General features: G+C 63.7%; 18 protein-coding genes. 8 read left to right on the top strand and 10 right to left on the bottom strand.

Annotated features, from left to right (window positions below):
* Positions 1-218: 218 nt before the first annotated feature.
* Positions 219-479, top strand: a complete 261-nt coding sequence (locus KF708_02925; protein MBX3411647.1) for a hypothetical protein — start codon at positions 219-221, stop codon at positions 477-479.
* A 348-nt stretch (positions 480-827) separates the two neighbouring features.
* Here KF708_02925 and KF708_02920 read toward each other — a convergent pair whose 3' ends face one another.
* From KF708_02920 to KF708_02905, 4 genes are all read right to left on the bottom strand, one after another.
* Positions 828-3,893: a valine--tRNA ligase gene (locus KF708_02920; protein ID MBX3411646.1), complete on the bottom strand. Its 3,066-nt coding sequence runs from the start codon at positions 3,891-3,893 to the stop codon at positions 828-830.
* A 742-nt stretch (positions 3,894-4,635) separates the two neighbouring features.
* Entirely contained in the window at positions 4,636-6,264 is a 1,629-nt protein-coding gene (cimA, locus tag KF708_02915) for a citramalate synthase (protein ID MBX3411645.1), read from the bottom strand.
* A 369-nt stretch (positions 6,265-6,633) separates the two neighbouring features.
* On the bottom strand, positions 6,634-7,431 hold the full coding sequence (locus KF708_02910) for a Nif3-like dinuclear metal center hexameric protein (GenBank protein ID MBX3411644.1): 798 nt from the start codon (positions 7,429-7,431) through the stop codon (positions 6,634-6,636).
* A gap of 146 nt (positions 7,432-7,577) precedes the next feature.
* Positions 7,578-10,199 carry a hypothetical protein gene (locus KF708_02905; protein ID MBX3411643.1) on the bottom strand — a complete coding sequence of 874 codons (2,622 nt, stop codon included), beginning with the start codon at positions 10,197-10,199 and terminating at the stop codon, positions 7,578-7,580.
* Between the two features lie 192 nt (positions 10,200-10,391).
* Here KF708_02905 and KF708_02900 point away from each other — a divergent pair, with 192 nt between their 5' ends.
* Positions 10,392-11,174 carry a sugar phosphate isomerase/epimerase gene (locus KF708_02900; GenBank protein MBX3411642.1) on the top strand — a complete coding sequence of 261 codons (783 nt, stop codon included), beginning with the start codon at positions 10,392-10,394 and terminating at the stop codon, positions 11,172-11,174.
* A 147-nt stretch (positions 11,175-11,321) separates the two neighbouring features.
* The gene (locus KF708_02895) at positions 11,322-11,870 is read left to right on the top strand and encodes a hypothetical protein (GenBank protein MBX3411641.1); all 549 of its coding nucleotides are present in this window, start codon (positions 11,322-11,324) and stop codon (positions 11,868-11,870) included.
* A 157-nt stretch (positions 11,871-12,027) separates the two neighbouring features.
* On the opposite strand, the gene KF708_02890 is transcribed toward KF708_02895, so the two are convergent.
* Positions 12,028-12,768, bottom strand: coding sequence for a 16S rRNA (uracil(1498)-N(3))-methyltransferase (locus KF708_02890; protein MBX3411640.1), 741 nt, complete (start codon positions 12,766-12,768; stop codon positions 12,028-12,030).
* 148 nt (positions 12,769-12,916) lie between these two features.
* Between KF708_02890 and KF708_02885 the strand changes: the two genes are divergently transcribed.
* Positions 12,917-13,729 carry an AAA family ATPase gene (locus KF708_02885; protein ID MBX3411639.1) on the top strand — a complete coding sequence of 271 codons (813 nt, stop codon included), beginning with the start codon at positions 12,917-12,919 and terminating at the stop codon, positions 13,727-13,729.
* A gap of 108 nt (positions 13,730-13,837) precedes the next feature.
* Here the strand turns inward: KF708_02885 and KF708_02880 are convergent, their stop codons facing one another.
* Positions 13,838-15,205: a PQQ-binding-like beta-propeller repeat protein gene (locus KF708_02880; GenBank protein MBX3411638.1), complete on the bottom strand. Its 1,368-nt coding sequence runs from the start codon at positions 15,203-15,205 to the stop codon at positions 13,838-13,840.
* A gap of 692 nt (positions 15,206-15,897) precedes the next feature.
* On the opposite strand from KF708_02880, the gene KF708_02875 reads away from it, so the two are divergent.
* Positions 15,898-16,224 (top strand): hypothetical protein, encoded by a 327-nt coding sequence (locus KF708_02875; protein ID MBX3411637.1) that lies wholly within the window; start codon positions 15,898-15,900, stop codon positions 16,222-16,224.
* Between the two features lie 121 nt (positions 16,225-16,345).
* Here the strand turns inward: KF708_02875 and KF708_02870 are convergent, their stop codons facing one another.
* From KF708_02870 to glgP, 4 genes are all read right to left on the bottom strand, one after another.
* Positions 16,346-18,685, bottom strand: a complete 2,340-nt coding sequence (locus KF708_02870; GenBank protein MBX3411636.1) for a redoxin domain-containing protein — start codon at positions 18,683-18,685, stop codon at positions 16,346-16,348.
* 207 nt (positions 18,686-18,892) lie between these two features.
* On the bottom strand, positions 18,893-19,492 hold the full coding sequence (locus KF708_02865; protein ID MBX3411635.1) for a TetR/AcrR family transcriptional regulator: 600 nt from the start codon (positions 19,490-19,492) through the stop codon (positions 18,893-18,895).
* A gap of 330 nt (positions 19,493-19,822) precedes the next feature.
* Positions 19,823-20,605, bottom strand: coding sequence for an MOSC domain-containing protein (locus tag KF708_02860; protein MBX3411634.1), 783 nt, complete (start codon positions 20,603-20,605; stop codon positions 19,823-19,825).
* Between the two features lie 9 nt (positions 20,606-20,614).
* Positions 20,615-22,816 (bottom strand): alpha-glucan family phosphorylase, encoded by a 2,202-nt coding sequence (gene glgP, locus KF708_02855; protein MBX3411633.1) that lies wholly within the window; start codon positions 22,814-22,816, stop codon positions 20,615-20,617.
* Between the two features lie 233 nt (positions 22,817-23,049).
* Here glgP and KF708_02850 point away from each other — a divergent pair, with 233 nt between their 5' ends.
* From KF708_02850 to KF708_02840, 3 genes are all read left to right on the top strand, one after another.
* The gene (locus tag KF708_02850) at positions 23,050-24,132 is read left to right on the top strand and encodes an acyl-CoA/acyl-ACP dehydrogenase (protein ID MBX3411632.1); all 1,083 of its coding nucleotides are present in this window, start codon (positions 23,050-23,052) and stop codon (positions 24,130-24,132) included.
* Positions 24,133-24,344: 212 nt separating this feature from the next.
* Positions 24,345-24,998: an adenylyl-sulfate kinase gene (cysC, locus tag KF708_02845; protein ID MBX3411631.1), complete on the top strand. Its 654-nt coding sequence runs from the start codon at positions 24,345-24,347 to the stop codon at positions 24,996-24,998.
* 63 nt (positions 24,999-25,061) lie between these two features.
* Complete coding sequence (locus KF708_02840; GenBank protein MBX3411630.1) at positions 25,062-25,424, top strand: hypothetical protein; 363 nt, start codon at positions 25,062-25,064, stop codon at positions 25,422-25,424.
* Positions 25,425-25,529 lie beyond the last annotated feature (105 nt).

Here is a 25,529-nt window from a genome sequence, read left to right as displayed (position 1 = left end):
CGCGCTGCCTAAGGACGTCAAGCTTAAGAGGCATCTCGGGGTGTCACTGCGGACCGCGCACCAAGGGGCTCGGACCTTGGTCGCAGCAGCGCCGACCGATCCTGACGACCAGCATCCAGTATACGGAGATAAATCGCGCGGCGAATAGGGCGCGAATAAGGTAGTTGGTCAGTTGATATCGGAGTGGTATCCTATACCTATAGGTGTGGAGGCCTTTTATGCCCTATCAATTCCCGCCCGACGTGGAGCAACTTGTCCGCGCGCAAATGATTGCCGGCGACTATCGTACCGAAGACGACTTGCTTCGCGACGCGCTTAAGGTTCTCGAAGAGCATCGACAGACGGTCATCTATGACGATCCCGAGGTACTGGCCGGCGTCCGGCGAGGCCTCGACGAGATGAAGCAAGGTCTGGGCCGACCCTTCGAGCAATTTGATACTGAGTTCCGCGCGAAACACAAGCTTCCTCGCGATGCCTAGGTTCCGCATCATCCTGCAGCCCGAGGCTGAGCGAAACGTCGCGGAGATCTTTACTTGGCTATCCGAGCGTTCACCACAAGGCGCCGCAGCCTGGTACAAGGCATTTGAACAAGCCATGGAGCGATTGCGAGCTTCAGCGGACGTTTTCCCGGTCGCGCCGAATCGCCACACTTTCACGATAACGACGTTCGTCACGTACTTTTCAAGACTCGCCGCGGACGACCTTATCGCTTGCTCTTCACCATAAGCGATACAGACGCGCACGTCATCTACGTTCGCGGCCCAGGCCAGAACTTGGCAAAGCCTTGAAGGCCCAGCCAGCTCTTGAAAAAGCCCCGTCGGCTGTGGCTATTTCGACCGAGCGCGTAACGTCACCAAAGCCCTTTCGATCGAGGCGAGGCGCTGGCGCAGCTCTTCGAGCCCGGCCCGCTCTTGGGCCACCACCTCGGGGGGCGCGCGGTCCACGAAGTTGGCGTTGGCCAGCTTCTTTTCCTTCGCGCCGATGCCGGCGAGCACTTTTTCCTGCTCTTTCTCGTTGCGCTTGATTTCGGCTTCCACGTCGATCAGGCCGGCGAGATCGGCGTAGATCTCGATGCCAGGCAGTGCCACCTTGGCGTGCGTCGCCGGCGGCTCCACGTCAGGGCCCCACTGGCTGGCCTTGGCCTCGGCCATTGAATCGAAATAAGGCTCCATTGGTTGGAGCAGCGTGGCGGTCTCGGCATCGGTCCGCACGGAGAAAGAGATCTCGGTCCGCGGCGGAATGTTCTGCCGGCTGCGAATCTCGCGCAGCCCACGCAGCACCTCCTGGAAAAGACCGAAGCGGCGTTCGATGGCTTGATCCTGCCGAGCCAGTTCGGCCACCGGCCAGGGGGCCAGCATCACGCTTTCGGCCGCGGGGGCAGGCTGCGGCAAGCCGCGCTCGGGCGCCGCCTCGCGCAACAGTTGCCATACCTCTTCCGCCAGGAAGGGAATCATCGGGTGCAACAATCGCAGCAGCGTATCGAGCGCGTGGGCTAGCACGCGTTGTGCCACTGGTCGCGCGGAAGGATCACTCAGACGATTCTTGACCATCTCCACGTAGAAGCTGCAGAACTCGTTCCAGGCGAAGTCGTACAGCGTGCGACAGGCATCGGCGAAGCGATACGTGTCGAGCGCCTCGGTCACCTGCGTGGTCACGGTGGCCAGGCGACTCAAGAGCCAGCGGTCTTCGACCGCCAGCTCGTCGTCTTTCACCGGGGCCGGTGCGTAGCCGTCGAGATTCAAAAGCGCAAAGCGGCTCGCGTTCCACAACTTGTTGCAGAAGTTGCGCGCGCCCTCGAAGCGTTCGCTCACCACGGCGCCACGCGGCAAAGCCGTGTCGGCGGGGGCCTTGGCCCACTGCGTCGAGAAGGCCTGGCCGCACTGCGGGCACTCGATGCGCGGCAGCACGCGGTTCTTCTTGGTTTGTTCCACCAGCTTCTGGCAGTGCGGACACTCGAATTCCACCGGCATCCGCACGTCTTGCGTCTCGGTGGTGAGATGCGCGAGGCCGAAGCGCAGCGCATCGGCGCCGAACTTCTCCATCACGTCGATCGGATCGACGCCGTTGCCCTTCGACTTCGACATCCCTTCGCCGTAGCCGTCGAGGATCTTGGGGTGAATATAGACGTCGTGGAACGGCACTTTGCCCACGTTGTAGAGTCCCGTAATCACCATCCGCGCCACCCAGAGCGTGATGATGTCGCGGCTCGTCACGAGGACGCTGGTGGGATAGTAGTAGGCCAGCTCCGGCGTCTGCTCGGGCCAGCCCAGGGTCGAATGGGGCCAGAGGGCGGAGCTGAACCAGGTATCGAGGACCTCGGCGTCTTGCACGAGCTTGTGGCCGGGCAGGGCATTTTCGGCCAGATCCTCGTCGCGCGAGCAGATGAGCCAGCGGTTGCCGGCCTCGTCGCGCGTCCAGGTGATATCGTCGCGATCTTGGAAGGCCGTTTGCAGTTCTGCTTCGGTGGCGGTGTCGTTGTACCAGATGGGGATGCGGTGCCCCCACCACAGTTGCCGCCCGACCGGCCAATCGCGTTTCTCGCTCAGCCAGTCGAGGTAACTGCGTGCGTAGCGGGCTGGCACGATTCGCACGCGGCCGCCGGTCACGGCGTCCATCGCGGTTTGGGCGAGCTGCTCCATCCGCACGAACCATTGATCGGCCAGCAAGGGCTCGATCGGCGTCTTCGAGCGATCGGAGTGCGCCAGCTCGATCTCGCGATTCTCCACCGCGGCCAGCAGGCCCTGTGCGTCGAGATCCTCGACGACGCGTTTGCGTGCGTCTGACATGGTCAGCCCGCGATAGGTTCCGGCGGCATCATTCAGAGTGCCGTCGAAGTTGAGGATGTTCGTCATCGGGAGTTTCTGGCGCAGCCCGACTTCGTAGTCGTTGGGATCGTGAGCGGGGGTGATTTTGACGCAGCCGCTGCCGAGCTCCGGCTTGGCCCACACATCGGCCACGAGCGGAATCTCGCGATTCAACAGGGGCAACAGTACATGCCGACCGGCGCGGGCCATGTCGCGCAGCGTCTCCAGCTCCGGCAAGAGGGTACGGCGCCGCTCGGCCAGCTCGTCGATTTGAGCTTGAATTTCGGGTTTCTGTTTTTCGGGTGCTTCGGCCAGTTTTGCCTCGAGGAGGGCGCGGGCCGCGTCGAGCGCTTTGGCCGGGTCGGGATGCACCGCCACGGCGGTATCGCCCAGCATCGTCTCGGGGCGGGTCGTGGCCACGGTGACGTGGGTCGGCTCGCCCGGCTGAGGGTTCACCACCGGGTAGCGCAGGTGCCAGAAGCTGCCGGGCACGGTTTTGTATTCGACTTCGTCGTCACTGACGGCGGTTTGCAGGTAGGTATCCCAATTCACCAATCGCTTGCCGCGATAGATCAAACCATCGCCGAACAAGCGGAAGAAGGTGAAACGCACGGCGCGGGCGCAGATGTCGTCGAGCGTGAACCGCGTGCGCTGCCAGTCGCAACTGCAGCCCATCTGCTTGAGCTGGCTGAGAATGCGGGCTTCGTACTCCTGCTTCCAGTTCCAGATGCGCTCGATGAGGCCGTCGCGACCGAGATCGTGCCGCGACTTTTTTTCTTCTTCGAGCAGTCGTTTTTCGACGATCGCCTGGGTGGCGATGCCGGCGTGATCGGTGCCGGGCATCCAGAGGGTATTGAAGCCCTGCATCCGCTTGTAGCGGATGAGGATATCTTGCAGCGAGTTGTTCAGCGCGTGCCCCAGGTGGAGCGCGCCGGTCACGTTCGGCGGAGGAATGACGATGGTAAAGGGCTTGCGTTTCGGATCGGGGACGCTGTGAAAATAGCCGCGCTCTTCCCAGAACTGGTACCAGCGGGCCTGCGCCGCGTTGTGCTCATACTGCTTCGGCAGCTCGTCTTTGCTCGTCGCCATCGACATGGGATATCCAAGATTTTGGTGTGTAGTCGAACGTTGCTCTTCGTTTGCTCCGGCACCTTATCAACCTCGCCAAGTGCGGAGCAAAGCTCCGCACGGCTCGCAAAATAACGACTTACATCGCTGTTTTGTCATCGCATCCCTGCGATGTCGCAGTCCGTTGAGTTTTTCAACGGACTGTTCTCCTAAGCGCGAAGCGTCCGCGAGGAAGGCACGTAGGTCAGGTACGGGGTACCTGACCTACAAAATTGTTGTTGCATCGCGCTGGTGTTTTTCCTCGCTGACGCTTCGCGTTTGTGATTTTTGAATGAAATTGTGTTGGTTCGCGCACCCTCGCGCACCACGGCGGACCACTCGGTCGCCCCAGGAGCAGCGGATTCGTTGCAAGCGGCGCGGTGGTGGGCACTTGCATATCGAGGACCAGGCTGGGCGATCGTGCTTCTCAAGCGGGTATTGGTGGCCTCGTTAGGAGGCGCTGGTTCGCGCACCATCGCGCACCACTCGCGCGAGGGCGAAGACATTCGACGTGGCCGAGTCGAACAAGTGTCAGGTACGCGCGTACCTGACCTACTGTACACGGATGCACATCTCGCCGCGCTGTCGATTTTCGGCCACCGCGCTGGCCGCGGATTTTCGCGCGTCGCCAACCCCGGATCGTATCGGGCCACTTCAAAACTCACGCTTCGGGTTATTCCGGCGGCATTCTTCCAATTCGTGAAATCCGTGGATGGTTTCTTCGTCACCGACCCGCGCCGGCCGGGGCGGGCTCGCGCTCCTTACTCGGGGCGGACTTGGGTTGCGCGCGTCGGGCTTCGTCCTTGTAGAGTTTGTACTCGATGCTGTCGAGCAGCGCCATCCAGCTCGCCTCGACGACGTTTTCGCTGACGCCGACCGTGCCCCACACGTCGTGCTCGTCGCGGCTTTCGATGACCACGCGGACGCGTGCGGCGGTCGACGCCTCGGAGTTGATCACGCGGACTTTGTAATCGACCAGGTTCACCTCGGCCAGCGCGGGGTAAACGCCCAGCAGTGCCTTGCGGAGCGCCGCATCGAGCGCGTTCACCGGACCATCTCCCTCGGCCACTTCGTGGCGCAGCTCGTCGCGCACGCGCAGCTTGACCGTGGCCTCGGTGGTGACGGTCCCCTGCTCGTCGGTCTGCACCTCGACGCGATAGTTCAAGCGTTCAAAGTGTGGCTCGAAGGCCCCCATGGTGCGTTTGACCAGCAGGTCGAACGACGCCTCGGCCGCCTCGAACTGATAGCCGGAGTTTTCGAGCCGGACGACCTCGGCCAGAATCTTTTCGGCCACTTTGGGATCGTCGGCGATGTTATGCCGCGTGGCGAGCGCCAAGATGTTCGACTTGCCCGATAGCTCGCTCACCAGGATGCGCCGCTCGTTGCCGACGAGCGTGGGGTCGATGTGCTCGTAGCTGCGGGCGACGCGATTGACGGCGTGGGCGTGCATGCCCCCCTTGTGCGCGAAGGCACTGCGACCGACGAAGGGTTGATTGTCGCGGAAGTGCATGTTGGCCGTTTCATAGACGAACCGCGACAGCTCGGTGAGATGCTCGAGCTTGTTGGCGTGCAGCGCCTCGTAGCCCCGTTTCTTCAACGTCAGGTTGGCAACCACGGTAATCAGGTCGACATTGCCGCAGCGCTCGCCGAGTCCGTTGATGGTGCCCTGCACGTGCGAGGCCCCGGCGTCGATGGCCGCCAGCGAATTGGCTACCGCCAGTTCGCAGTCGTTGTGGCAATGGATGCCCACCGGCACCGGGAGCGCGTCGACGGCACGGCGTGTCAGCTCGGCGATTTCCTCGGGCAGGCTGCCGCCATTCGTATCGCACAGGACGACGATCTCGGCGCCGGCGTCGGCCGCGGCGCGGATCGTGGCCAGCGCGTAGTCGGCGTTGGCCTTCGTGCCGTCGAAGAAATGCTCGGCGTCGTAGATCACCCGGCGGCCGCACGAGCGGAGGTAGGCCACGCTGTCGGCGATCATGGCGATGTTCTCGTCGAGCGAGACGTGCAGGATCTCGGTGGCGTGAAAGTCCCACGTCTTGCCGACCAGCGTGATGACCGAGGCACCGGCATGCACCAGGGCCTGCATGCCCGGATCGTCGGCCGCGGCGATCCCCTTGCGCCGCGTCATGCCGAAGGCGCACACGGCGGCGTGGTCGAGCGGAAGCTGCTGCACGCGTTGGAAGTATTGCGCGTCCTTCTCGTTCGACAGCGGGTAGCCCCCCTCGACAAAATCGAAGCCGAGCGCGTCGAGCCGTTCGGTAATGGCCAGCTTGTCCTCGAGCGAGAAGCTGACTCCTTCACCCTGGCTACCGTCGCGGAGCGTGGTGTCGTAGATCTGAATGCGGCGCATGGCCGGTACCTCGGTGTTGGCGGTTGGCGCCCTGAAACGAAAACAGCCCTGTGGCTGCATAGGCCTCAGGGCTGCGGTTGATCGGTCGTGCCGGTCGAAGCCCTACGGCCTTACCTCCTGGGTAATCTCGCTAATCGCACGAATAATGCCCGTCGCGACGAGCGAAACACGCTCGACGACGACCGGCCGTGCGATCTGGAACGAGACGTCCACGAGGGCAAAATCCTGGGCTGCGGACCGTGACAAAACGTACGAAACAAGCATACGACCGGTAAAGAGGGGTGTCAACGCGGAGAGGTTCAGCCAGCAAACGCCCCAAAGGCCCGAATTCCACCCCGAGCGGCGGACCTGTCCCCCCGACGAGCGAGCTCAGAGCCAGCGGAGCGGATCGGCCTCGCTGCGGCTGGCCCAGACCTCGACGTCGGCAAACTGCCGGCCGAGCAGGGTGGCCAGCGTCTCGACGGCGAAACGCTCGGTGGCGTAGTGTCCGGCGAGCAGCAGGCCGATGCCCTGGGCCTCGGCCTCGAGGGCCGTATGAAAGCGGGCCTCGCCCGTTACAAAACACTCGCAGCCCAACTCGATGGCCGAATCGACGAGCTCGCCGGCGCTGCCGCAGGCCACGGCCACCAGCTCGACCTCTTGGCTGGAATCGCCGACGACCTGGAGCGACTCGATCTTAAGGAACTGCTTCAACTCCGCGGCCAGTTGGTCGAGCGTGAGCGGCCTGGCCAGTCTTCCGCAACGGCCCGTTCCCAAATGGGGCGGCACCACAGTATTCGCCGCGGGCGTGAGGGGGCGGACGTCGAGCAGCTTCAACCCCTCGGCCAATTGCTGATTGATGCCTGCCGCCGCGGAATCGAACGCCGTGTGAGGACTGTAGACGGCCACGCGCGCGGCGATCAGATCGAGCAGCATGCGGCCGGTGATCGTGTCGCGCGTGATCCGCTTGAAGGGGCGAAACGGCAGCGGGTGATGTGCCACGATCAACTGGGCGCCCGACTCGATGGCCTCGTGGGCACTGGCCGGCGTGATCGTGAGACAGGTCATCACGCGCTCGACCTCGGCGCCGGCATCACCGACCAAGAGGCCAACGTTGTCCCACTGCTCGGCCAATTCGGCAGGGGCGAAGTCATCCAAGAATTGCGCGATCGTACGAACACTAGACACGGCGAATACCTTGTAAGTGACATCCGACGGGAATCACAACCCGAAGCGTCAGCGAGGCGATTCCTCGATCGACGTTCTCTCCAAGAAGCCCCTCGCTTACGCTTCGGGTTAAGATGCGATCGCGCGATCACCACCTGCGGAGCGGATTACTCTTGCGCCCGGAAATGGTAGTTCAGCGAACGCGATCCGCCAATCTCGTCGGCCCGTAGCCAGAGCATTTGTCCGATCAAGGCCTGGCCATTCTCGATGCGGTAGGTCGTGACATCGGTCCCACGATAGAGGTGCAGTACCTGGCGGCGAATGCGACGCCGCTGCGGCGCGAACAGGCTGCACGTGAAGCTTACGGCCTCGTCCGTGGTGTTGGTCAGCCGTTGTTGCACTTCGAGATCGCCATTGGGCAGCAACTCGCTCGTCAACTCAATCGAAATATCTCCCAAGCCCACGTCGAGACGGCGATAGGCGCTGAACTTGTAGGGGCGATCGGCGTTGACCTCGAAGTCGATGCGTACTTGCTGCGGACCACTGTTCGCATCGGACGAGAAGAGAATCGTCAGGGGCAGCTCGACCTCTTCGCCCGCGGCCAGTTCGAAATCGAAGCTGTGGGGGCTGACGATCCATTCCGGCGGCGTCACGATGGTCGCGCGACCGCCGGCGCCGTTGGGAAAGAAGTTTTTGAAGCGCAGGGTCTGCCCGTGCGGCTTGCCAAAAACGCTGGGCAACTGCCGCCGGCCGAAATCGACGGAATGTCGCCAACGCGCCACGGGCTCATTCATGCCGGTGATGAACGTCGGAAGGGGTCCCACGTCGATGACCTGCTCTCCCTGCACAACTTCGGGTTTTCGGGCGCGTCCCCAGATATCGAGCTGCTCGACCTTCTCGCCCAGGTAGATCTGCTCGCGCTGCGCGCGGGCATTCCAGGCGACCATCACCGCCTCGCCATTGCGGACGAAGACGTCGTTCGAGCTGCCCCCGGGGAGCGACATCTGACCAAGACACTCCGTTCCGGCCAGCGCGATCGCCGTGGTGCGCCACGGCAAGAGCAACTCGCCCGGGGTACCATCGTCGTTCAAGAGTCCGCGATCGGTGCTGACCGGATCGGGCACGAACATCGCTTCGACACCGGCGCGTTTCGCCGCCATCATCCGCTCGACGAGGTCGGCCGCACGGACGTCGTTCGTGTAGCGGCGACGATCGAGCGGCTCGATGGCCACGAACCTCGCGACACGCGGGTTGCGTGGCAATGTCAGATAGGCACGCAGCTCTTCGGCCGTGAGGGGTGGGTGTGCCGAAAGGGCGAGGAAGCGCCAGGCGACGTCGGGCGAAGCGGGCTGCTCATAGGTCCAGTTCCAACCGAAGCCCAATTGCACGTCGTGCCCGACCGTATCCATCATCTGCTTGAGCTCGGCGATCTTCTTCTCGAGACCGCTGAAGCCCACGAACGACTGGTCGAGATCCGTGCCCAACTGCCAACGGCGGACGTTGATCGACGATCGTAAGAGCACCGACTCGAGCGAGGGAAACCAGACTTCACTGGGCGTGGTGAACAGATCGGCGGCCTCGAGCGAAGCGGAGTTGCCGAACTGCGCGCGGACGGCGGGTGGCGGCTCGTGCAGCAAGCCGACCACCGTGATGCCCTGGGCCCGCATCTGTTCGGTGAACCAGATCAGGTCGTTCACGCGCGCCGTATCTTGCACGTCGTGCCAGAGGGGGAACTTGACCCAGTTGATGCCCACCTGCCCCAGCAGTTGCGCCAGCATCGGAATGGGGAGGGGCCGATCGCCGCGCGGCAGCGTCCAGCCGAACTCGCCGGCACCGCGCTGTGGCTCGGGTCGTATGACGGCCAGCGATAGCGAACGTTCGAGAACCGGCCCCTCGTTTCCGAGCAATTCGGCGCGCAGGCGGTAAAAACCCACCTCGTCGAGCTGCGGCCGCCAGACCACCTCGCTCGAATAGTGTTCCTTGCCCGTCACGAGATCGCGCCGCATGACGCGCGCCGCCGGAGTGGAGTTCGACTCGCTGACGACGAGCGTCTGATGGTCGACGGGTTGGTCGCGGGCATCTTCGAGGGCGAGCGAGACCCGCCAATCGGGATCGGCCAGGCCGGTAATCTCGCAGCGCAGCTCGACCTCGCCGGTCGATTCGTACATTCCCAGGGGAACGCTTGTCGCCAATTGCATGCGCGGCAACCGGCCGAGCCACAGATCGTCGAACGCGGCGGCGCCCTGCAGATCCTGGGGGCTTCCGGCTTCGACGTGCAGGCCGATCAAGGCACTGCGCGCGTCGCGATGATCGGAGGCCACCGGCCCGATGCGGACGCGCGTCCAGGGCGAATCGCCCCGGATGGGCTCGGAATGGTAACTATCGAGCACGCGATTCTGCGCGTCGAGAATCGTCAGCGTGAGAAAGGCGCGATCGTGCCGGAGCCCTTCGGTCCGAATCATGCCCTCGAGCACGTAGGTAAAGTCGGGACTGATGGCAATGGCCGGGCTGCGCACCGCCGCGGCGCCACCATTGAGCCGCACGACCAGCGTCCGCCCCGACGACGGAGAAGCGTCCGGTTCCAGCTCGATCTCGACGTAATGGGGGTAATCGGGTCCGCGTTTGCGGGTCCAGCCGTCGGGCCAGCGATCGAAGTTCGCGTCGGCTCCCTGGTCGAAGTCGCTCGCGAACACCTCGACGGCGTAGGGATCGCGCGCGGCGGTGGGCGCGGCGGCCAGGGCAGCTAGAATCAACACACCCGTGCGCAACATGCCCGACAGCACGGCCAAGTTTGGGCGAGCCGTCACTACAGGGCATGACGCGGAGGGGGCGCGTACGTTCATCGAAGCGGAGTTTCTCGTAAGCTGAGCGGCCGGGCCGCACGGCAGGCAAATCTGATTCCACTTCATCGCTATCGACTTCGCGCGGCGAGGCACTCGACCGCGGTTTTCCTAATCGTTACGACCCGAAGGATCCGTTCCTTGGCAGAACTGAAAATCGGCATTCAGCTCCGCAGCCTGCGTCTTCCGTTCCGCAAGGCCCTGCAAACGGCCCAGCGGCTGGGGGCTTCGGCCGTCGAGATCGATGCCCGCGGCGACCTTCGCCCGCAGGAACTTTCGGAGACTGGCCTGCGCGAATTGCGCAAGATGCTCACCGACTTGGAACTGCGCGTCGCGGCCGTGGGGTATCGCACGCGCCGCGGGTATCACGTGCTGGACGAGCTCGATGCCCGCGTCGCCGGAACGAAGGCGGCGATGAAGTTCGCCCACGATCTTGGGGCGCCGGTCGTGGTGAACCAGGTCGGCCCGGTCGGCGAGGATCTGGCCACGGACGAGATGCGTCTACTCAAAGACGTGTTGATTGAGCTCGGCCGTTACGGCGATCACGTGGGGGCCTACCTGGCGGCGGAGACGGGCACCGAGAGCGGCACGCGGCTTGGCCAGTTCATCGACACGCTGCCGGCCGGCACGTTGGCCGTGAATCTCGATCCGGGCAACCTGATCGTGAATGGCTTCTCGCCCCTCGAAGCGGCCGAAGTGCTCGGCCCGCACGTGCGCCACGTGCATGCGAAGGATGGCGTGCGCGATCTGGGTCAGGGGCGCGGGATCGAAGTGCCGCTGGGGCGTGGCAGCGTCGACTTTCCCGCGATCATCGGCGCGCTCGAGCAACACGCCTACCGCGGCTACTACACGATCGAGCGCGAGCGGGCCGAGAATCCCGAGTTGGAACTGGCTAGCGCCGTCCGTTATTTGCGCAACCTTTGATGGCGCTTGGCAGCAGGAGCGCTGTATCTCAGTGAGGTCCCTGTGCTATGCTGCCGAGTGCTGTGTCGAGAGAAAACGCACGATGTTCGCCACGGGGGGTGGCGGTTCGATTAACGCCTTCAACGCCTTGCGAGAGAGGTATCGACCATGTTCCGCTATTGCACGTGGTTCGCGCTGATGTTGCTGGTGACTTTCGCTGCGAATCTCCGCGCCGAGGATGCCAAAAAAGAGAAGCCGGATTCACCTGGCTCGAAGGAAGTTTCGCCAGAAGAACTCGAGGATCGGTTTGCTGAAAAGCTGAGTGGCGCCGTGCTCGAAGGGAGCTTTACCGCCGACGACCAGCCCAGCGGCGAGACGCCCAAGCCCGATCGCTACAAGCTGGGCACCGTGAAGAAGGGGAAGAACGGCTATTTTCTGATCGAGGCGAATATCGGCGAGGGGGATGCTCCCTTCCGCATGCCGGTGCTCGTGAAATGGGCTGGCGATACGCCCGTCATCACGCTGACGAACGTGCTGATTCCCGGCTTTGGCACCTTCACCGCCCGCGTGCTGTTCTATGAAGATCGCTACGCTGGCACGTGGCAGGGTGGAAGCCACGGCGGCACCATGTTCGGCCGCATCGTGCGTGACGACGAAGCGGCAGGCGAGAGCGCCGGCGAAACGGCCCAGGCCACAAAAGAATCGGCGAGCAAGTAGCACCGCCACAGCGCCACCGTTCGAGCAATGGCGCGACTTAGCAACCTCGCCAAGTGAGGAGCAAAGCTCCGCACGGCTCGCAAAAGAACGACATACGTCGCTATTTTGTCATCGCATCCCTGCGATGTCGCAGTCCGTTGAGTTTTTCAACGGACTGCTAGCGTGCGTCGTCCGCGAGCGCCCCGAGGGTCGCCGCGAGCGTCAGGCAGGCCGTTTCCACGCGCAGAATGCGCGTGCCGAGCGCAACGCCTTGCCAGCCATGTTCGACTGCCGCCGCGAACTCGGCGTCGCTGAATCCCCCTTCGGGGCCGACGGCAACGCACACCTCGCGCGGCGCGGCGCCCGTCCGTTCCAGCCTGTCGCGCCAAACGGCTGCGACGGAAGCCGTGGCCTCGGGCTGCGCGATGAGCCGCAACGATTCTGGTACATCGCGCGCGGCAAATTCGCTCCACGGGCGCGGTTCGGCAATCTCGAGCAGCCGATTCCGACCGCATTGCTTGGTCGCTTCGATCGCGGCGCGTCTCAGGCGCGCCAATGCCGAGTCGGCCGGCTGCGCCACGCCCCGTTCGGTCCACAAAGGAACGATCGACGAGACGCCCAACTCGACGCACTTCTCGACCAGCCATTTCTGGCGGTCCCCCTTGGGCAGGGCCACGGCCAGCGTGAGCCGTAGCGGCAACTCTCGGTCGATCTCGCGGCGGGTGTGGATCGTCAGTTCGACCTCGTCGCGTGCGACCCGCGCGACCGAGGCGTCGAATTCCGCACCGCTGCCATCAAACAAGGTGACGGCATCGCCCGGCTTGGCCCGCATCACCCGCGCGAGGTGATGCCCCTCGGGGGGCCCCAGCACGACGCGATCCGAATCGATCGTGTGCTCGACAAAGTAGCGATCGGCCATGTTTTGCTGCGTAATTCCGTGTGAGGGCGTCAAGTTTGACGGCCATTTTACCGATGAGGACAAAGGCAAGGAATGCGCCGAACGAGCCGGGCGCGGTGCGCGCGCTCGCCGGTCGGCAATCTCTCTAGAATCGGGCGCGGATCGCTGCATGTATCTCGCACACTGGGGTCTTCGCGAAGCGCCATTCTCGCCGCGGCTCGATCCGCGCACGTTCCATGCCAGCCCCGTCCACAACGAGGCCCTCGCCCGGCTCTTGTTCCTCGTCGAGGAACGGCGTCGCGTGGGGCTCTTGCTGGGCGAGTCGGGAACGGGCAAGTCGCTGTTGCTGGCAACGCTGGCGAGCGAACTGCGCGCCACGACGCCGAACGTGGTCGCCGTCAATCTGCTGGGAGCCGAGCCCCAAGGGTTTCTGTGGGGCGTGGCGGCGGCACTTGGGGCGAACCCCGACGTGCATGCCAGCACCCACGAACTGTGGCGTGCCGTGACCGACCAGATCGCCGCGGCGCGCTACCAGCAGTTGCCGACCGTGTTGATGCTGGACGACGCCGACCGCGCCTCGCGAGAATGCCAGGCGACCGTGTTGCGTCTCGTACATGCCGACCTGGCGCCCGAGGCCCGTCTGACCGTCGTGCTCGCCAGCCGGCTGAATACGTCGCACCAACTCGATCGACGCTTGCTTGAATTGGCCGAGCTGCGCGTCGACCTGGCTCCCTGGGAAGAAGTCGATACGGCGGCCTTCGTGCGCGAATCGCTCGCGCGCGCCGGCGGCACGGAGCCGATCTTCGAAGCGGGCGCCCTCACCCGGCTGCATCAACTCGCGCAGGGCATTCCGCGGCACGTCTGCCAACTGGCCGAGTTGGCCCTGGTGGCCGGCGCCGGCGAGCATCTCCGCCGCCTCGACGCAGGGACCATCGAAGCGGTGTATCAAGAGCTCGGCGTGGTCGAAACGTTGGCCGAGTGAAGGGTGAACGAGCTCGTTCATCAGATACCGCACGGAATCGCCTTGCGTTGCCGTGCCCTCGTCGCGGAGGGTAGTATGGAGGCAGGAGATACCCCATGGCGACTGAAATCAGCCCCGAGCTCCGTGGCGAATGCAATAAAGATGCTGATCGGTGCGGATCAGTAGCTTGTCTCCCACGATGGCGGGCGTGGCCATGCACATTTCGTCCTCGCCCAGCGGATTCTCGTGCAGGATCTTGAACTCGGGGCCGGCCTCGATGACGAAGGTCACCCCGTATTCATCGCAGCAGAAGATCTTGCCGTTGTAGGCCCAGGGCGAGGCCGTAAAGCCCCGTGCATTGGGGATGCGCTGCTTGCCGAACACCTCTTCGCCCGTCCGCGCGTTGTAGCAGGCGAGAAAACCGCGATCCAACAGCACGTAGAGGTTATCGCCATACAGCACGGGCGTGGGATTGTACGAGCAGGCGCCCTTGTTGCACCAGGCGATGAACTCGTTCGACGTCTCGTCTTCGCCGAGCGAGATATCGCCGCTGGCTCCCGGGCGAATCGCATAGAGAGGCTTGAGCTTGTCGAGCACGTAGCCCGAGCCGATATAGAGCAAGCCATCGCGCGAGAAGGGGGTGCAGATGGTGATGCTCGACATGCCGGCAAACTCCCACAACAGCTTGCCATCGAGATCGTAGGAGCGCGTCTTCACGGTGCCCGGCGTGACAATCTCGGTGCGCTGTTCATTCTGCCAGACATAGGGGGTCGCCCAGTTGCTCTTCTCGTCGGTGCGCGGCGTGCGCCAGAGTTCCTTTCCCTCGCGCGCGTCGATCGCCACGAGGTACGATTCGTCGTCGTTGTCGTCGACGATGTAGATGCGGCCGTCGTGCAGCACGGGGGAGGCCGCGGTGCCCCAGCCGTAGCGCGTGTTGTGAACCGGAAACTTCACGGACCAAAGCTGGTTGCCCGCGAAGTCGAAGGCGAACAAGCCCAGGTTGCCGAAGTAGGCGTAGACGCGCTCGCCATCGGTCACCGGCGTCTCGGAAGCGAGCGTGTTCTTGATGTGGTAGGTCATCTCGGGCACGCCTTCGTGCGCCACGCGATCCCATAAGATCTGGCCCGACTCGAGATCGAGGCAATACACCTTCCATTGATGCTTGGCGGTGGGGGGCGTCTTGCGCTCGCCGCCGAAGTAAAGCCCCCGCTTCGCGGCCTCGACCTCCCCTTCGCTGACCACGGTCGTGAGAAAGACCTTGTCTTGCCAGACGATGGGCGACGACCAGCCCAGTCCGGGAATCGCGGTTTTCCACTGCACGTTTTCGGTGGCGGTCCACCGGTCGGGCAGGTTGCTCCCCTCGGCGGTTCCCAGGGATCCCGGTCCGCGAAATTGCGGCCAGTTCGCGTCGGCGGTGGGTGCTGGCTTCAGCTCGGCGGCCTGGGCCGCCAGCGTCAGAGAGAGGAGTAGGACGAGTAGCGAGAGCCCGCGTGGCATGTTGTAGTCCCTTTTCGATTTCGAGTATCGCCCGGCCACGTCGAATGTTACGGCGAGTGACGCCGCCCGGGAAGAGAGGTCGTCCGCGATCGCCCGGGATCGCTACGGGAGCCCCTTCGTCTCGAACCCGCTCCCACCCCCCGGTCCCTGCCCGGGCCGAGGGGCATCGGTGCGCAGCGAGATTTACCTACTCTTGGGTATTCATTCTGCCGAAAATCGGGCCTAGAATCATCGTACCTTAGAGCCGAAGGACGAGACCAGCTTGCGAGCCTGATCGGCCGCCGGCGGCGGCTGATGGCAGCAACTCGGGCAAGACGGGGCAGGACGTTCTCGTTCAACCGGAAATAAGCCGAGCAACGCGCATTCGACCGCGGCTGACACGGCGAAACTCGATCGAGCGGTGCGGCGCGATGACCGGCCAGCTAACTCTCTTCATTGTCGATCCCGATGCGCCGGCGCGTCGCTGGTTGCTCGACACCGCCGCCGCGCGTGGTGTCGCGTGCGAAGAGTTCTCGTCTGCCGAAGAGTTGCTGGCGGCCTGCGACAATGGCCGCACCGGTTGCATTGTCACCGAGTTGCGGTTGCCCGGCATCAGCGGGATCGAATTGCTCGAACAATTGCGCGCGACGGGCAACTTGCTGCCGGTCATCTTTCTCACGGCGCACGCCGATATTCCCGCCACGGTGCGCGCGATGCGCAGCGGCGCCATCACCCTGCTCGAAAAGCCGGGGGACGTCGACGCCTTGTGGGACGCCATTACCCGGGCGCTCGCCGACGAGCAACTGCGTTCGGAACGGCAGGCGCGCCGGGCGGATACCCTGCGGCGACTGGCCTTGCTCTCGGAGCAGGAACGGCGCGTCATGCAGTTGGTCGTCGAAGGACGTCTGAACAAAGTCATCGCCCGCACGCTCGACGTCAGCACGCGTACCGTCGAGCGCGATCGCGCCAGCCTGATGAAGAAGCTGGGCGTGGAGAGCGTGGCCCAACTCGTCGAGCGCGTCGTCGACGCGCGCGAGTAGCGGGAAGAGCGACCCCGATCGGCGTGCATCGAGCAGGAATCCTGCATGCCCATTCGGCAACTGCCGAATGGGCATGATCCGCACGGCGGTGTCACCCGACCTGCCAACGAAATTCGGAACGTTACTTTTTGGCCGTAGCCCCCGCGGCGGCGAGCTCGCCCAACTCGCGGAGAATCGCCACCGCATCGCTCGGGAAGGCCCCCGTCTCCTTGCTCCAGAAGTTGAGCGTGGCGGGCTTGCCTTGGTAGACGATCGGGAGATGCAGGCTGGAACCAACCATGGCGGCGAAGGTGGCCAGATCCTGCGCATCGTCCTTGCCGAGCTGGTTGTGAATGGTGAGCTCCCTGGCTTCGGCATGCGCCGCCAGGGCCGAACGTTCCTTCGCGAAGGTCATGCCCGGACCGCCAAGCTGCAACTCGACCACCGGAGGTTGCGCGGCGAGCGCCACGCGAACCTGCTCTCCGTCGACATAGGTGACGCAGACGCGATCGACCTGCGGCACGACACGCACCAGGCGTTCGAAGAAGGTCTGCAGATCCTTGTCCGATTGCGTGGCCTTCTCGGCGCCGCGCTTCAACAAGGTGCTGACGCGCGGGGCTTCTTTCTGAACTGCCGCGACAAAACGTTCCGTCCGCGATTCACCGGCGGGCAACTGCGAAGGATCGATATCGGTCGATTCCGAGAACCAACCGATCATCATCTCTTCCCAAGTCTGATCTCCCCAGCGGACGTCTTCGTTGGGATTCGGATTCGCCAGATTGTTCTCCGAATTGTCGAAGTGCGCGAGGCAGTAGAGCTTGCTGCCGGCCGGCGCGAGAATCGGCTGCTCGAGCATGTAGATCACCTGCCAGTTGAAGTCGTACCGCGGCACGTCGAGCAGCGTCTCGACCTTGCCGTCGGGATAGTGCAGCTCGTAGCGGAAGGCCTTGCCGCGGAGGTGCATGTGTGGGGCGAAGGTCAGCAGCAGCGTGTCTTCTTTGAACGTCCGCGTCGCCTCGACGGGGTGATTGTCGGCCCCGGCCGGAATCTTGAAGGCGAAGTTGATCGCCATGTTCATGCGAGTGTCGTGCTTGACGGTCTTCGGATCGGCAAAGCGGAATCCGATGGCACTGCGATCTTCGGTCGCGCCGCCGTTGGGCGTGTAGTGCATCTGGAAGAGCAAACGCGTCCCCGCCTCGACGTGGGTGGCCATGCCCGGCGGCTTGAACCAGGGAGGGGTGCCCGGCGCGGCGCCGGCGATCAGCTCGATGCCCCCCGTGCCTGGGTTGAACTCGCCACGGCTCTTCTCCGGCCCTTCGAACGAGGGAAGCTCCACGCCTGCCGGCACCGCAAAGACGAAGATATGGTGTACGACCGCACGATTACCGAGCAGGCACTCGGTCACCTCGATCCACTTGTCTTCCTTCCAGCCCGGATCGACCACGAAGTACTGATACTCGAGCGTCCCTTCCGCGGGAATCGGGAAGGGCTCGTCACGCATGTAGTAGATCTCGTCCGGTTGGCCGATCTGCCAACCTTCGGGATACTCGATCGGCTCGGGCAGTTGCGAACGATCTCCCTCGGGCGCGCCATTCTTGACCCAGGCGAAGATCAATTCTTTCTCTTCCTCCGACATGCTGCGATCGTTCGTGAAGTGGCCGTAGCGCGTATCGGCGTGCCAGGGGGGCATGCGCTGCTCGCGGACCACCTCGGCGATCATGTCGGCCCAGCCGGCGACCTCGTCGTAATCCATCAGCGCGAACGGAGCGATCTGTCCCGGCCGATGGCACTCGACGCAGTTGTTCTGCAGGATGCGTGCGATCTGATTCGAATAAGTCACCTGCGAATCTTCGGCCGGCGTGCGTACGCGGCCGATCAAGCAGCCCACGGCCTCGGTCGCAGGTGCTGCCACGTCGCGGTCGGCCAGCACATCATCGATGGCATCGCCCAGGAAACGGGAACGCACCTTCGATTGCGCGTAGCCGGTGCTCGAGCCGAGCCCGTATTGATCGTCGATCCGCCCGCGGTAGCGAATGCGCCGCTCGGCGTCGAGCACGAAGACTTCGGGCGTGCGTTCGGCGCCGAACTGGTCGGCCAACGCGTTGCCCGTGTCTTTGAGGAAGGGGACACCCAGGTTGTAGACGCGCGAGTAGTTCTGCATCTCGGCGATCGAATCCTGGCGATTCGGATCGACCGCGAGGAAGGCCACCCCCTGGTCGCGATACTCGGTGGCCAATTCGTTGATGCGGGGGGCGTACAGTCGGGCCAGCGGGCATTCCGTACCCAGAAAGACGACGACTATGGCCTTGCTGTCGGCCAGGTCGGCGAGCGTATGCTCCTTGCCCCAGATGTCGTCGAGGGTGAACCCGTCGATCTGTTTGCCCAGCGTCGTCTGCCTGGCCTCTTCGGCCGCGGCGGGCCGACTACACAAGGCCGGCAGGGAGAGTCCGGCCAGAGCGGTCAACAGGAGCGCGGTACGCATCACTTCACCTCGAAGAGTTAACGTGGGTCGATGGATTGGTGTTGGATGGATTCGGGCCAGTCATCCAAGGTTCGCGATCGGCTCGCCCCGGGCGGGATTTCCTCAGTTCATCTGCCGCGTGGGGGCTAATCGGGTCTTCGTCGGACGAGTCTTTTACTTGCGGCGGTAAGGCCGTGGATTCAATATTTTCGATGAAGCGAGCTCGACTCAGGTCTCCCCTCGGTCGGCATCGATGCCCAGATAACTCAGGTAGCCGCGCACCAACTCGGCCGCGAGTTGCTCGTCGGTCATGTCGGCCGCCAAGGACTGCACGCTCGGCATCAGCGTGCATTGATCCAACATGGCGAAGACCATGCGGATGCCGAAATCGACCGCCAGGGGGGGCTGCCAGTGTCCGATTTCCTCGATCCGCGCGAGCATCAGCCCCCGCAGGCGCTCGGTAATGTGCTCGCACAACCGTCCGGCACTCTCGGCGAAGGCCGTGTCGTGTACGCCGCGGAGGATGAAGGCGCGAATCAGTCCCTGTCGCTCGCGGTAGATCCGCACCAGAAAGGGAATCAACTCGGTGACGATCTCGGCGATACTCGACCCTTCCCATTCGGCCGGGTCGAGAGCGGCATCGGTCGTGGCAACCGCCTCTTCGTGAAACCGCTCGTGCAGCAGGTTGAGCAGGGCCTCTTTGTCGCGGAAGCGGGCATAGAACACCCCCACCGACGACTGCGCCCGGCGCACGATGTCGGAGATCGTGGCCGCGTCGAATCCCCGCTCCGAAATGACCCCCTCGGCCGCATCGAGGATGCGTTCCATGCTCTCCTGACTGCGCGCCTGCCGCGGCGGGCGAACCCACTGGACGTTGTGATGGGAGGTACGGGCAGTGGACATGGAAAACCCAGGCAGACCTTGCGGGCAATAGTGCGTTAGTTCGCGGGGAAAACCAGAAACGGGATATAGAATCTAGAATTCAGATTCTACTTGTAGCCGCTGCTTCGATGGCCGTCAACAGCGATCCGCCGAGTATCGGCATTGAGCATCCGTGTAATCGCGAGCCAGCCCTGGTTGGGGCTTTGCCGCTTTGATACATCCACCCTGCTGGGCCTGATCGTGCGTGGCCATTGCAACCCACCGCACGCGACTTGCTCAGCCGACGACGCTGACCTGATCGCCCACGTGGATCTTGCCCGTGCGACCCGTGGGAACCAATCGCGTGTTCGTCGTGAAGCGGTAGGTGTGGTCGAAGCGATCCTTAGGCGCCCAGTCGGGCAAGGTAGCGGCACGCTGTCTGGCGAGGGTAACGACGAAATGTTCGTACTCCTCACCCGTTTCCGGATTGCGCGTGGGGACGGGGCAGCGTTGGCAGGGATTGGTCCCCTCGAATGTTACGTCGCCGATCTGAAAGCGCACGACGCCGTCGCCGGAGCCAAAGAGGCGGTCTTCCCAAAAGGGCTCGACCCCCGACACCACCAGGTTCATGCGAAACCGCCGGTGCAGATCCTCGGGCGAGAGCTCGGGCATCCATTGCGAGACGGCCTCGATCGACGCCCCGCTCACGATCGTGGGACCGGGCGAATCGTTATCGTCCGGAAAGCCCCCCAGGTCGTGCTCGACGAGCATGATCCGCGCGCCGAAATACTCGCCGAGCCACGCCTCGATCGCCGCGCGGTCGTCGTCGAGATGAAACCGCGCGGACTCGTTCTCACCCTGACGGCGCAACTCAAGTGTGCGGGCCAGCGGATCGCACACGGAGCGCAGGCGGTGAATCTTCTCGGTGCGTTTGGCACTGAAGAATTCGCCGTCGGCACCGCGCAGGGCGAACTGGCGGTCGTGGCGCAGGCCAGCGCCGGAGATGAGCTCCGCATTGGCGACATCGTACCCGTCGAGCGACTTGATCGGATAGATCGTGATGCGCTCGAGCTGAGCCATAGGGTCTGCCTAGAAGCGAGTCGACATATCGCAGCTTACGCCCCCCGCGGCCGGCAGGTAGGCCGAACGGACGTAGTCCATCACCATACGATGCGCGCTGAACCGCCACGCGAGCGAACTGATGGAGTTCATCATCATCTTGATCCACCCGCGGGGCAGACCGTCGATGTCGCGATCGTAGTAGAGCGGGATGATCTTGGTCTCGAGGACGCGATAGAGGTCGTCGGCATCGCGTTTGTCGTTCAACTCGTCGGAGACGTGCGAATTGCCCGTGCCGATGGCGAAGCCGTTCTTGCCGTCGTAAGCTTCGGCCCACCAGCCGTCGAGGACGGAGAAGTTCAATCCGCCGTTGAGCACGGCCTTCTGCCCGCTGGTGCCCGAGGCCTCGAGCGGTCGCCGCGGCGTGTTCAACCAGACATCGACCCCCTGCACCAGGTGGCGGCAGACGTTGATGTCGTAGTCCTCGACGAAGGCCACCTTGCCGGCGAAGCGTTCGTCGAAGCGCAGGTTGGCGATCTCGCGAATGAGTTGCTTGCCCGGCTCATCGGCGGGATGCGCCTTGCCGGCAAAGATGACCTGGATCGGCCGATCCTCGTCGTTCAGCAGGGCGCTGAAGCGGTCGATGTCGCTCAAGATGAGCGAGGCCCGCTTGTAGGTGGCGAAGCGTCGGGCGAAGCCGATCGTCAGCACGTTCGGATCGAGCATGTTGCGTGCGGCTTCGACGGCGTCGTCTGGTTCGCCGCGGCGGCGGCACTGGCGGCTCAGACGGCGGCGGACGAAGGCGAGCAGCAGGTTCTTGAGCGCCTGGTGGGTTTCCCACAGTTCGCCCGGATCGATCTGGTGAATGCCTTGCCACACCTCGGGCTCGCCCATGCGGCTGAACCAGTTGGCCGGGAAGTAGCGGTCGTACAAGCCTTGCATCTGTCCGGCGAGCCAGGTGAGGATGTGTACGCCGTTGGTGATGTGACCGATCGGGATCTCTTCTTCCACGCGCCACGGCCAGAGATGGGCCCACATGCGGCGACTGACGTGGCCGTGCAAGGAGCTCACGGCATTCGCCCGGCGCGAGAGCTTGAGCCCCAGCACCGTCATGCAGAAGGTCTCGTTGTCGTTGCGCGGATCGACGCGTCCCAGGCCCATGAACTGCTCGTACGAGATGCCCAAGGCATCGCGCAGCGGGCCCAAGTGTTCTTCGATCAGTCCGCCGTCGAAGCGATCGTGCCCCGCCGGCACCGGCGTGTGGGTGGTAAAGACCGTGTGCTGAGCGACGTCGCGCAACGAGTCGTCGAAACTCATGCCGTGCATATCCATCCGCTCGCGCACAGCCTCGAGACAGGCGAAACCGCTGTGGCCTTCGTTCAGGTGGTAGACGCCGGGCGTGATGTTCAGCGCCCGCAGCGCCCGCACGCCACCGACACCGAGCACCAGTTCTTGACGAATGCGCGTGCGATGGTCGCCGCCATAGAGCCGGCTGGTCAACTGGCGGTCTTCGGGACTGTTCTGATCGACGTCGCAGTCGAGCAGGTAGAGCGGAATGCGTCCCACGTGCATCAACCACAACTTGGCCAGCAGCGGGCCGGTGCGGGTATCGATGTGAATCGTGATCGGCTTGCCGTCGGGGCTGAGCGCCGGCTCCATCGGCAGGTTTTCGACCTTCGTATCCTGGTACTCTTCGATCTGGTAGCCGTTCTGATCGAGGCGCTGCTTGAAATAGCCCTGATCGTAGAAGAGGCCGATCGCCACGAGTGGGATGTTCAGACCGCTGGCGCTTTTGATGTGGTCGCCCGAGAGGACGCCCAGACCGCCGGAGTAGATCGGCACCGATTCGTGAATGCCGAACTCGGCGGAAAAATAGGCTACTGGCTTCGAGCCGAGCACACCCGCGTGGGTGATACCCCACGTCTGCGTGGGCGAAAGGTATTCCTTCAAGCGGCGATACGCTTGATTGATGCGGCTGTAGAGCACGAGCTCCGCGGCGCGCATCTCGAGACGCTCCGGCGTGAACTCTGCCAAGAGCGCGATCGGATTGTGGTCGAGCTGCCGCCAGCGAATGGGATCAAGGTCGCGAAACAGGCTCGTGACCTCGGGATGCCAGCTCCACCAGAGATTGTGGGCCAGAGCGACACATTTGTCGTAGAGCGTCTGCGGTGACAATCCATGCACGGCGGAGCTGTCGAGGTCCCCGCGGCGTGCAGCCTGTGTCTGACTCATCGAGTGATTCTCCTTCGCGCGCCTGCCGGGAACGCCCCGATTATATCGCGTGTTTCCAAGGGAGCGACCCCTGATTCCTCTGCGCGTCGAGATTGCCGTCGCAGCATTAGATTTTGTGAAGTGAGACGCGCCACGCGCCGCGGCCATCGATCGGTTGTCGCCTGCAACGCCCAGGGGTATCGTGAACCGCCGACGCTCGATGCTCTGCTCGACCTGCAGCCTGCGGTGACGACATGTCAAACTCTTCGCAGATCACCACACCGGACGATCCCGCCCTCGCGCAACTCTGCCACGAATTGAGCGCTCATGCCACGGCACTTGATGTGAGCGAGGCGTGGCCCGAGCATCAACTGAAGCTGTGCGGCGAATACGGCGTCTATCGCTGGTTCTCCGGCCAGAGGTGGGGGGGCTGCGACTGGAGCGAAGGGGACGTCATTCGCGGTTACCTGCGGCTCTCGGCCGCCTGCCTGACGACGACCTTCATTCTCACGCAACGTGCGGGCGCTTGCCGTCGAATCGAGGCTTCGGACAACGAAGCGCTGAAGGCCGAGCTATTGCCGCCGCTGGTCGAAGGGAGCGCCTTCTCGACGGTGGGTATATCGCATCTCACCACGAGCCGGCGACATCTGGGGCGCCCCGCGCTCGTGGCCGAAGAAACGGCGGGGGACTACGTGCTCGACGGCTACAGCCCCTGGGTCACCGGGGGGGCGCATGCCGACTGGGTCGTCACTGGGGCCACGCTGGAAGATGGTCGGCAGATCCTGGTCGCCCTGCCCACGGCGCTCGAAGGGGTCGAGGCCGCCGAGCCGGCTCGACTGATCGGCCTGACGGCCAGCCACACGGGCGAAGTGCGCTGCCGGCGCGTGCGGGTCGAACGCCGCTGGTTGCTCGCCGGACCAGCAGAGAATGTCATGTCGCAAGGGAGCGGAGCGAACACCGGCGGACTGCAAACGTCGACCTTGGCGATCGGCTTGGCGCGGGCAGCGGTCGATTTTCTGCGGTACGAGGCGGAGCGCCGCGCGGACCTCAATCCCCCCAGCCTGTCGCTGGCGCGCGAGGTGGAGCTCGCCACGGGCGACCTGCTCGAGCTGGCGCGCGGCAACGCCGTTTGCAGCCACGACGAGTTCCGTGCGCGAGCCAATAGCCTGGCGTTGCGGGCCTCGCAGGCTTCGCTGGCGGCGGCCAAGGGAAGTGGCTACGTCGTGGGGCATCCGGCCGGACGGATGTGCCGCGAAGCGCTCTTCTTTCTGGTCTGGAGCTGCCCGCAACCCGTCATGTCGGCAGCGCTGTGCGAGTTGGCCGGGCTGTCGGACTGAGTTGGCTGGTGCGTGGAAGTGAGCGGGGAGAATTCCCGGGTTTCCACGCCCCGTCACGGCCTTTCGGCCCTTCTTGCGCTTCGCTATCATTTTGGCTTCATCATATTGCGGTGGAAATGCGGCGGGCCCTGGTGCGCGACCTCGTCTCGGTCAGCGCAACCTTGCTGTCGGACTCGCCTGATGCCCTCTACTTCTCGGGAGCTTTGCACGTCATGACGAACGACACGAATGTCACCTGGCACGAACACGCGGTGTCGCGCGAAGAGCGCGAGAACCTCAACGGTCATAAGGGCTGCGTGATCTGGTTCACCGGTCTCAGCGGCTGCGGCAAAAGTACCGTGGCGAACCTGGTCGACCACAAGCTCCACGCCCAGGGTGCGCACAGCTTCGTGCTCGACGGCGACAACGTGCGCATGGGCCTCAACGCCGGACCGGGCATGCTGAAGAAGCGGCATAGCGAAGAGTTCGCCAACCGTTTCGGACTCGGCTTCTCGGCCATCGATCGCGAAGAGAACATTCGCCGCATCGGCGCCGTTTCGGAGTTGTTCGCCTCGGCCGGCGTCATCGCACTGACGGCGTTCATCAGCCCCTATCGCCGCGATCGCGATGCCGTGCGGGCCATGCTGCCCGAGGGGGACTTCATCGAGATCCTGGTCGACGCCCCGCTCGAGGTGTGCGAAGCCCGCGATCCGAAGGGGCTGTACAAGAAGGCCCGCGCCGGCGAGATCAAGGGTTTCACCGGCATCGACGACCCGTACGAAGCCCCCGAGAAGCCAGAGTTGGTGCTCGATTCGGCCAAGAAGGACGCCGAGACGCTGGCCGAAGAAGTGCTGGCCTATCTGCGTTCGAAGGGCAAAATCAAGTAGCGGTCTATCACTTTCAGTGCGATTGCATCGACTCGACGTCTCCGGCGGCTATGCGTTTGCTCGGTGGGTGCTGATCTGGGCTATAATTGGAATATGGCACCAAAAATTACGCCCGAAATGCGTACTGCGCTTTCCCAGAGCAAGGGCCAGCCAATCGAAGTCGAGGACCAAGAGTCCAACCGGGTTTATTGGTTGTTCGAGAGTCCTCTGGCCGAAATGCTGCTCGACCAACAAGTCTTGCAGGAATTCCTGACATGGCGGCTCTCGCGCAAGTCTGACGACAAGCACGATCAACTTGACCGCTGGATCATTGCACGGCTTGAAGAGGCCGAAGCCGAAGTCGCCGCTGGCCTGGCAACCTCCTGGGATATCGATGACTTTAGGAAAAAGCTACAGGCACGATTGAGCCAGACCTCGTCAAGCTGATGGCATACGTTGTCAGGGCAGATGGGATTGAAATAGCACGCGTGCTGCATGGTGCTCGCGATTTGCCGAATCTACTCGGTACTGGTGAATAGCAACCTCGATGTT

The sequence above is a fragment of the Pirellulales bacterium genome, assembly GCA_019636335.1.
Taxonomy (GTDB): Bacteria; Planctomycetota; Planctomycetia; order Pirellulales; family JAEUIK01; genus JAHBXR01.
This window is presented reverse-complemented; position numbering and strand designations above follow the sequence as displayed.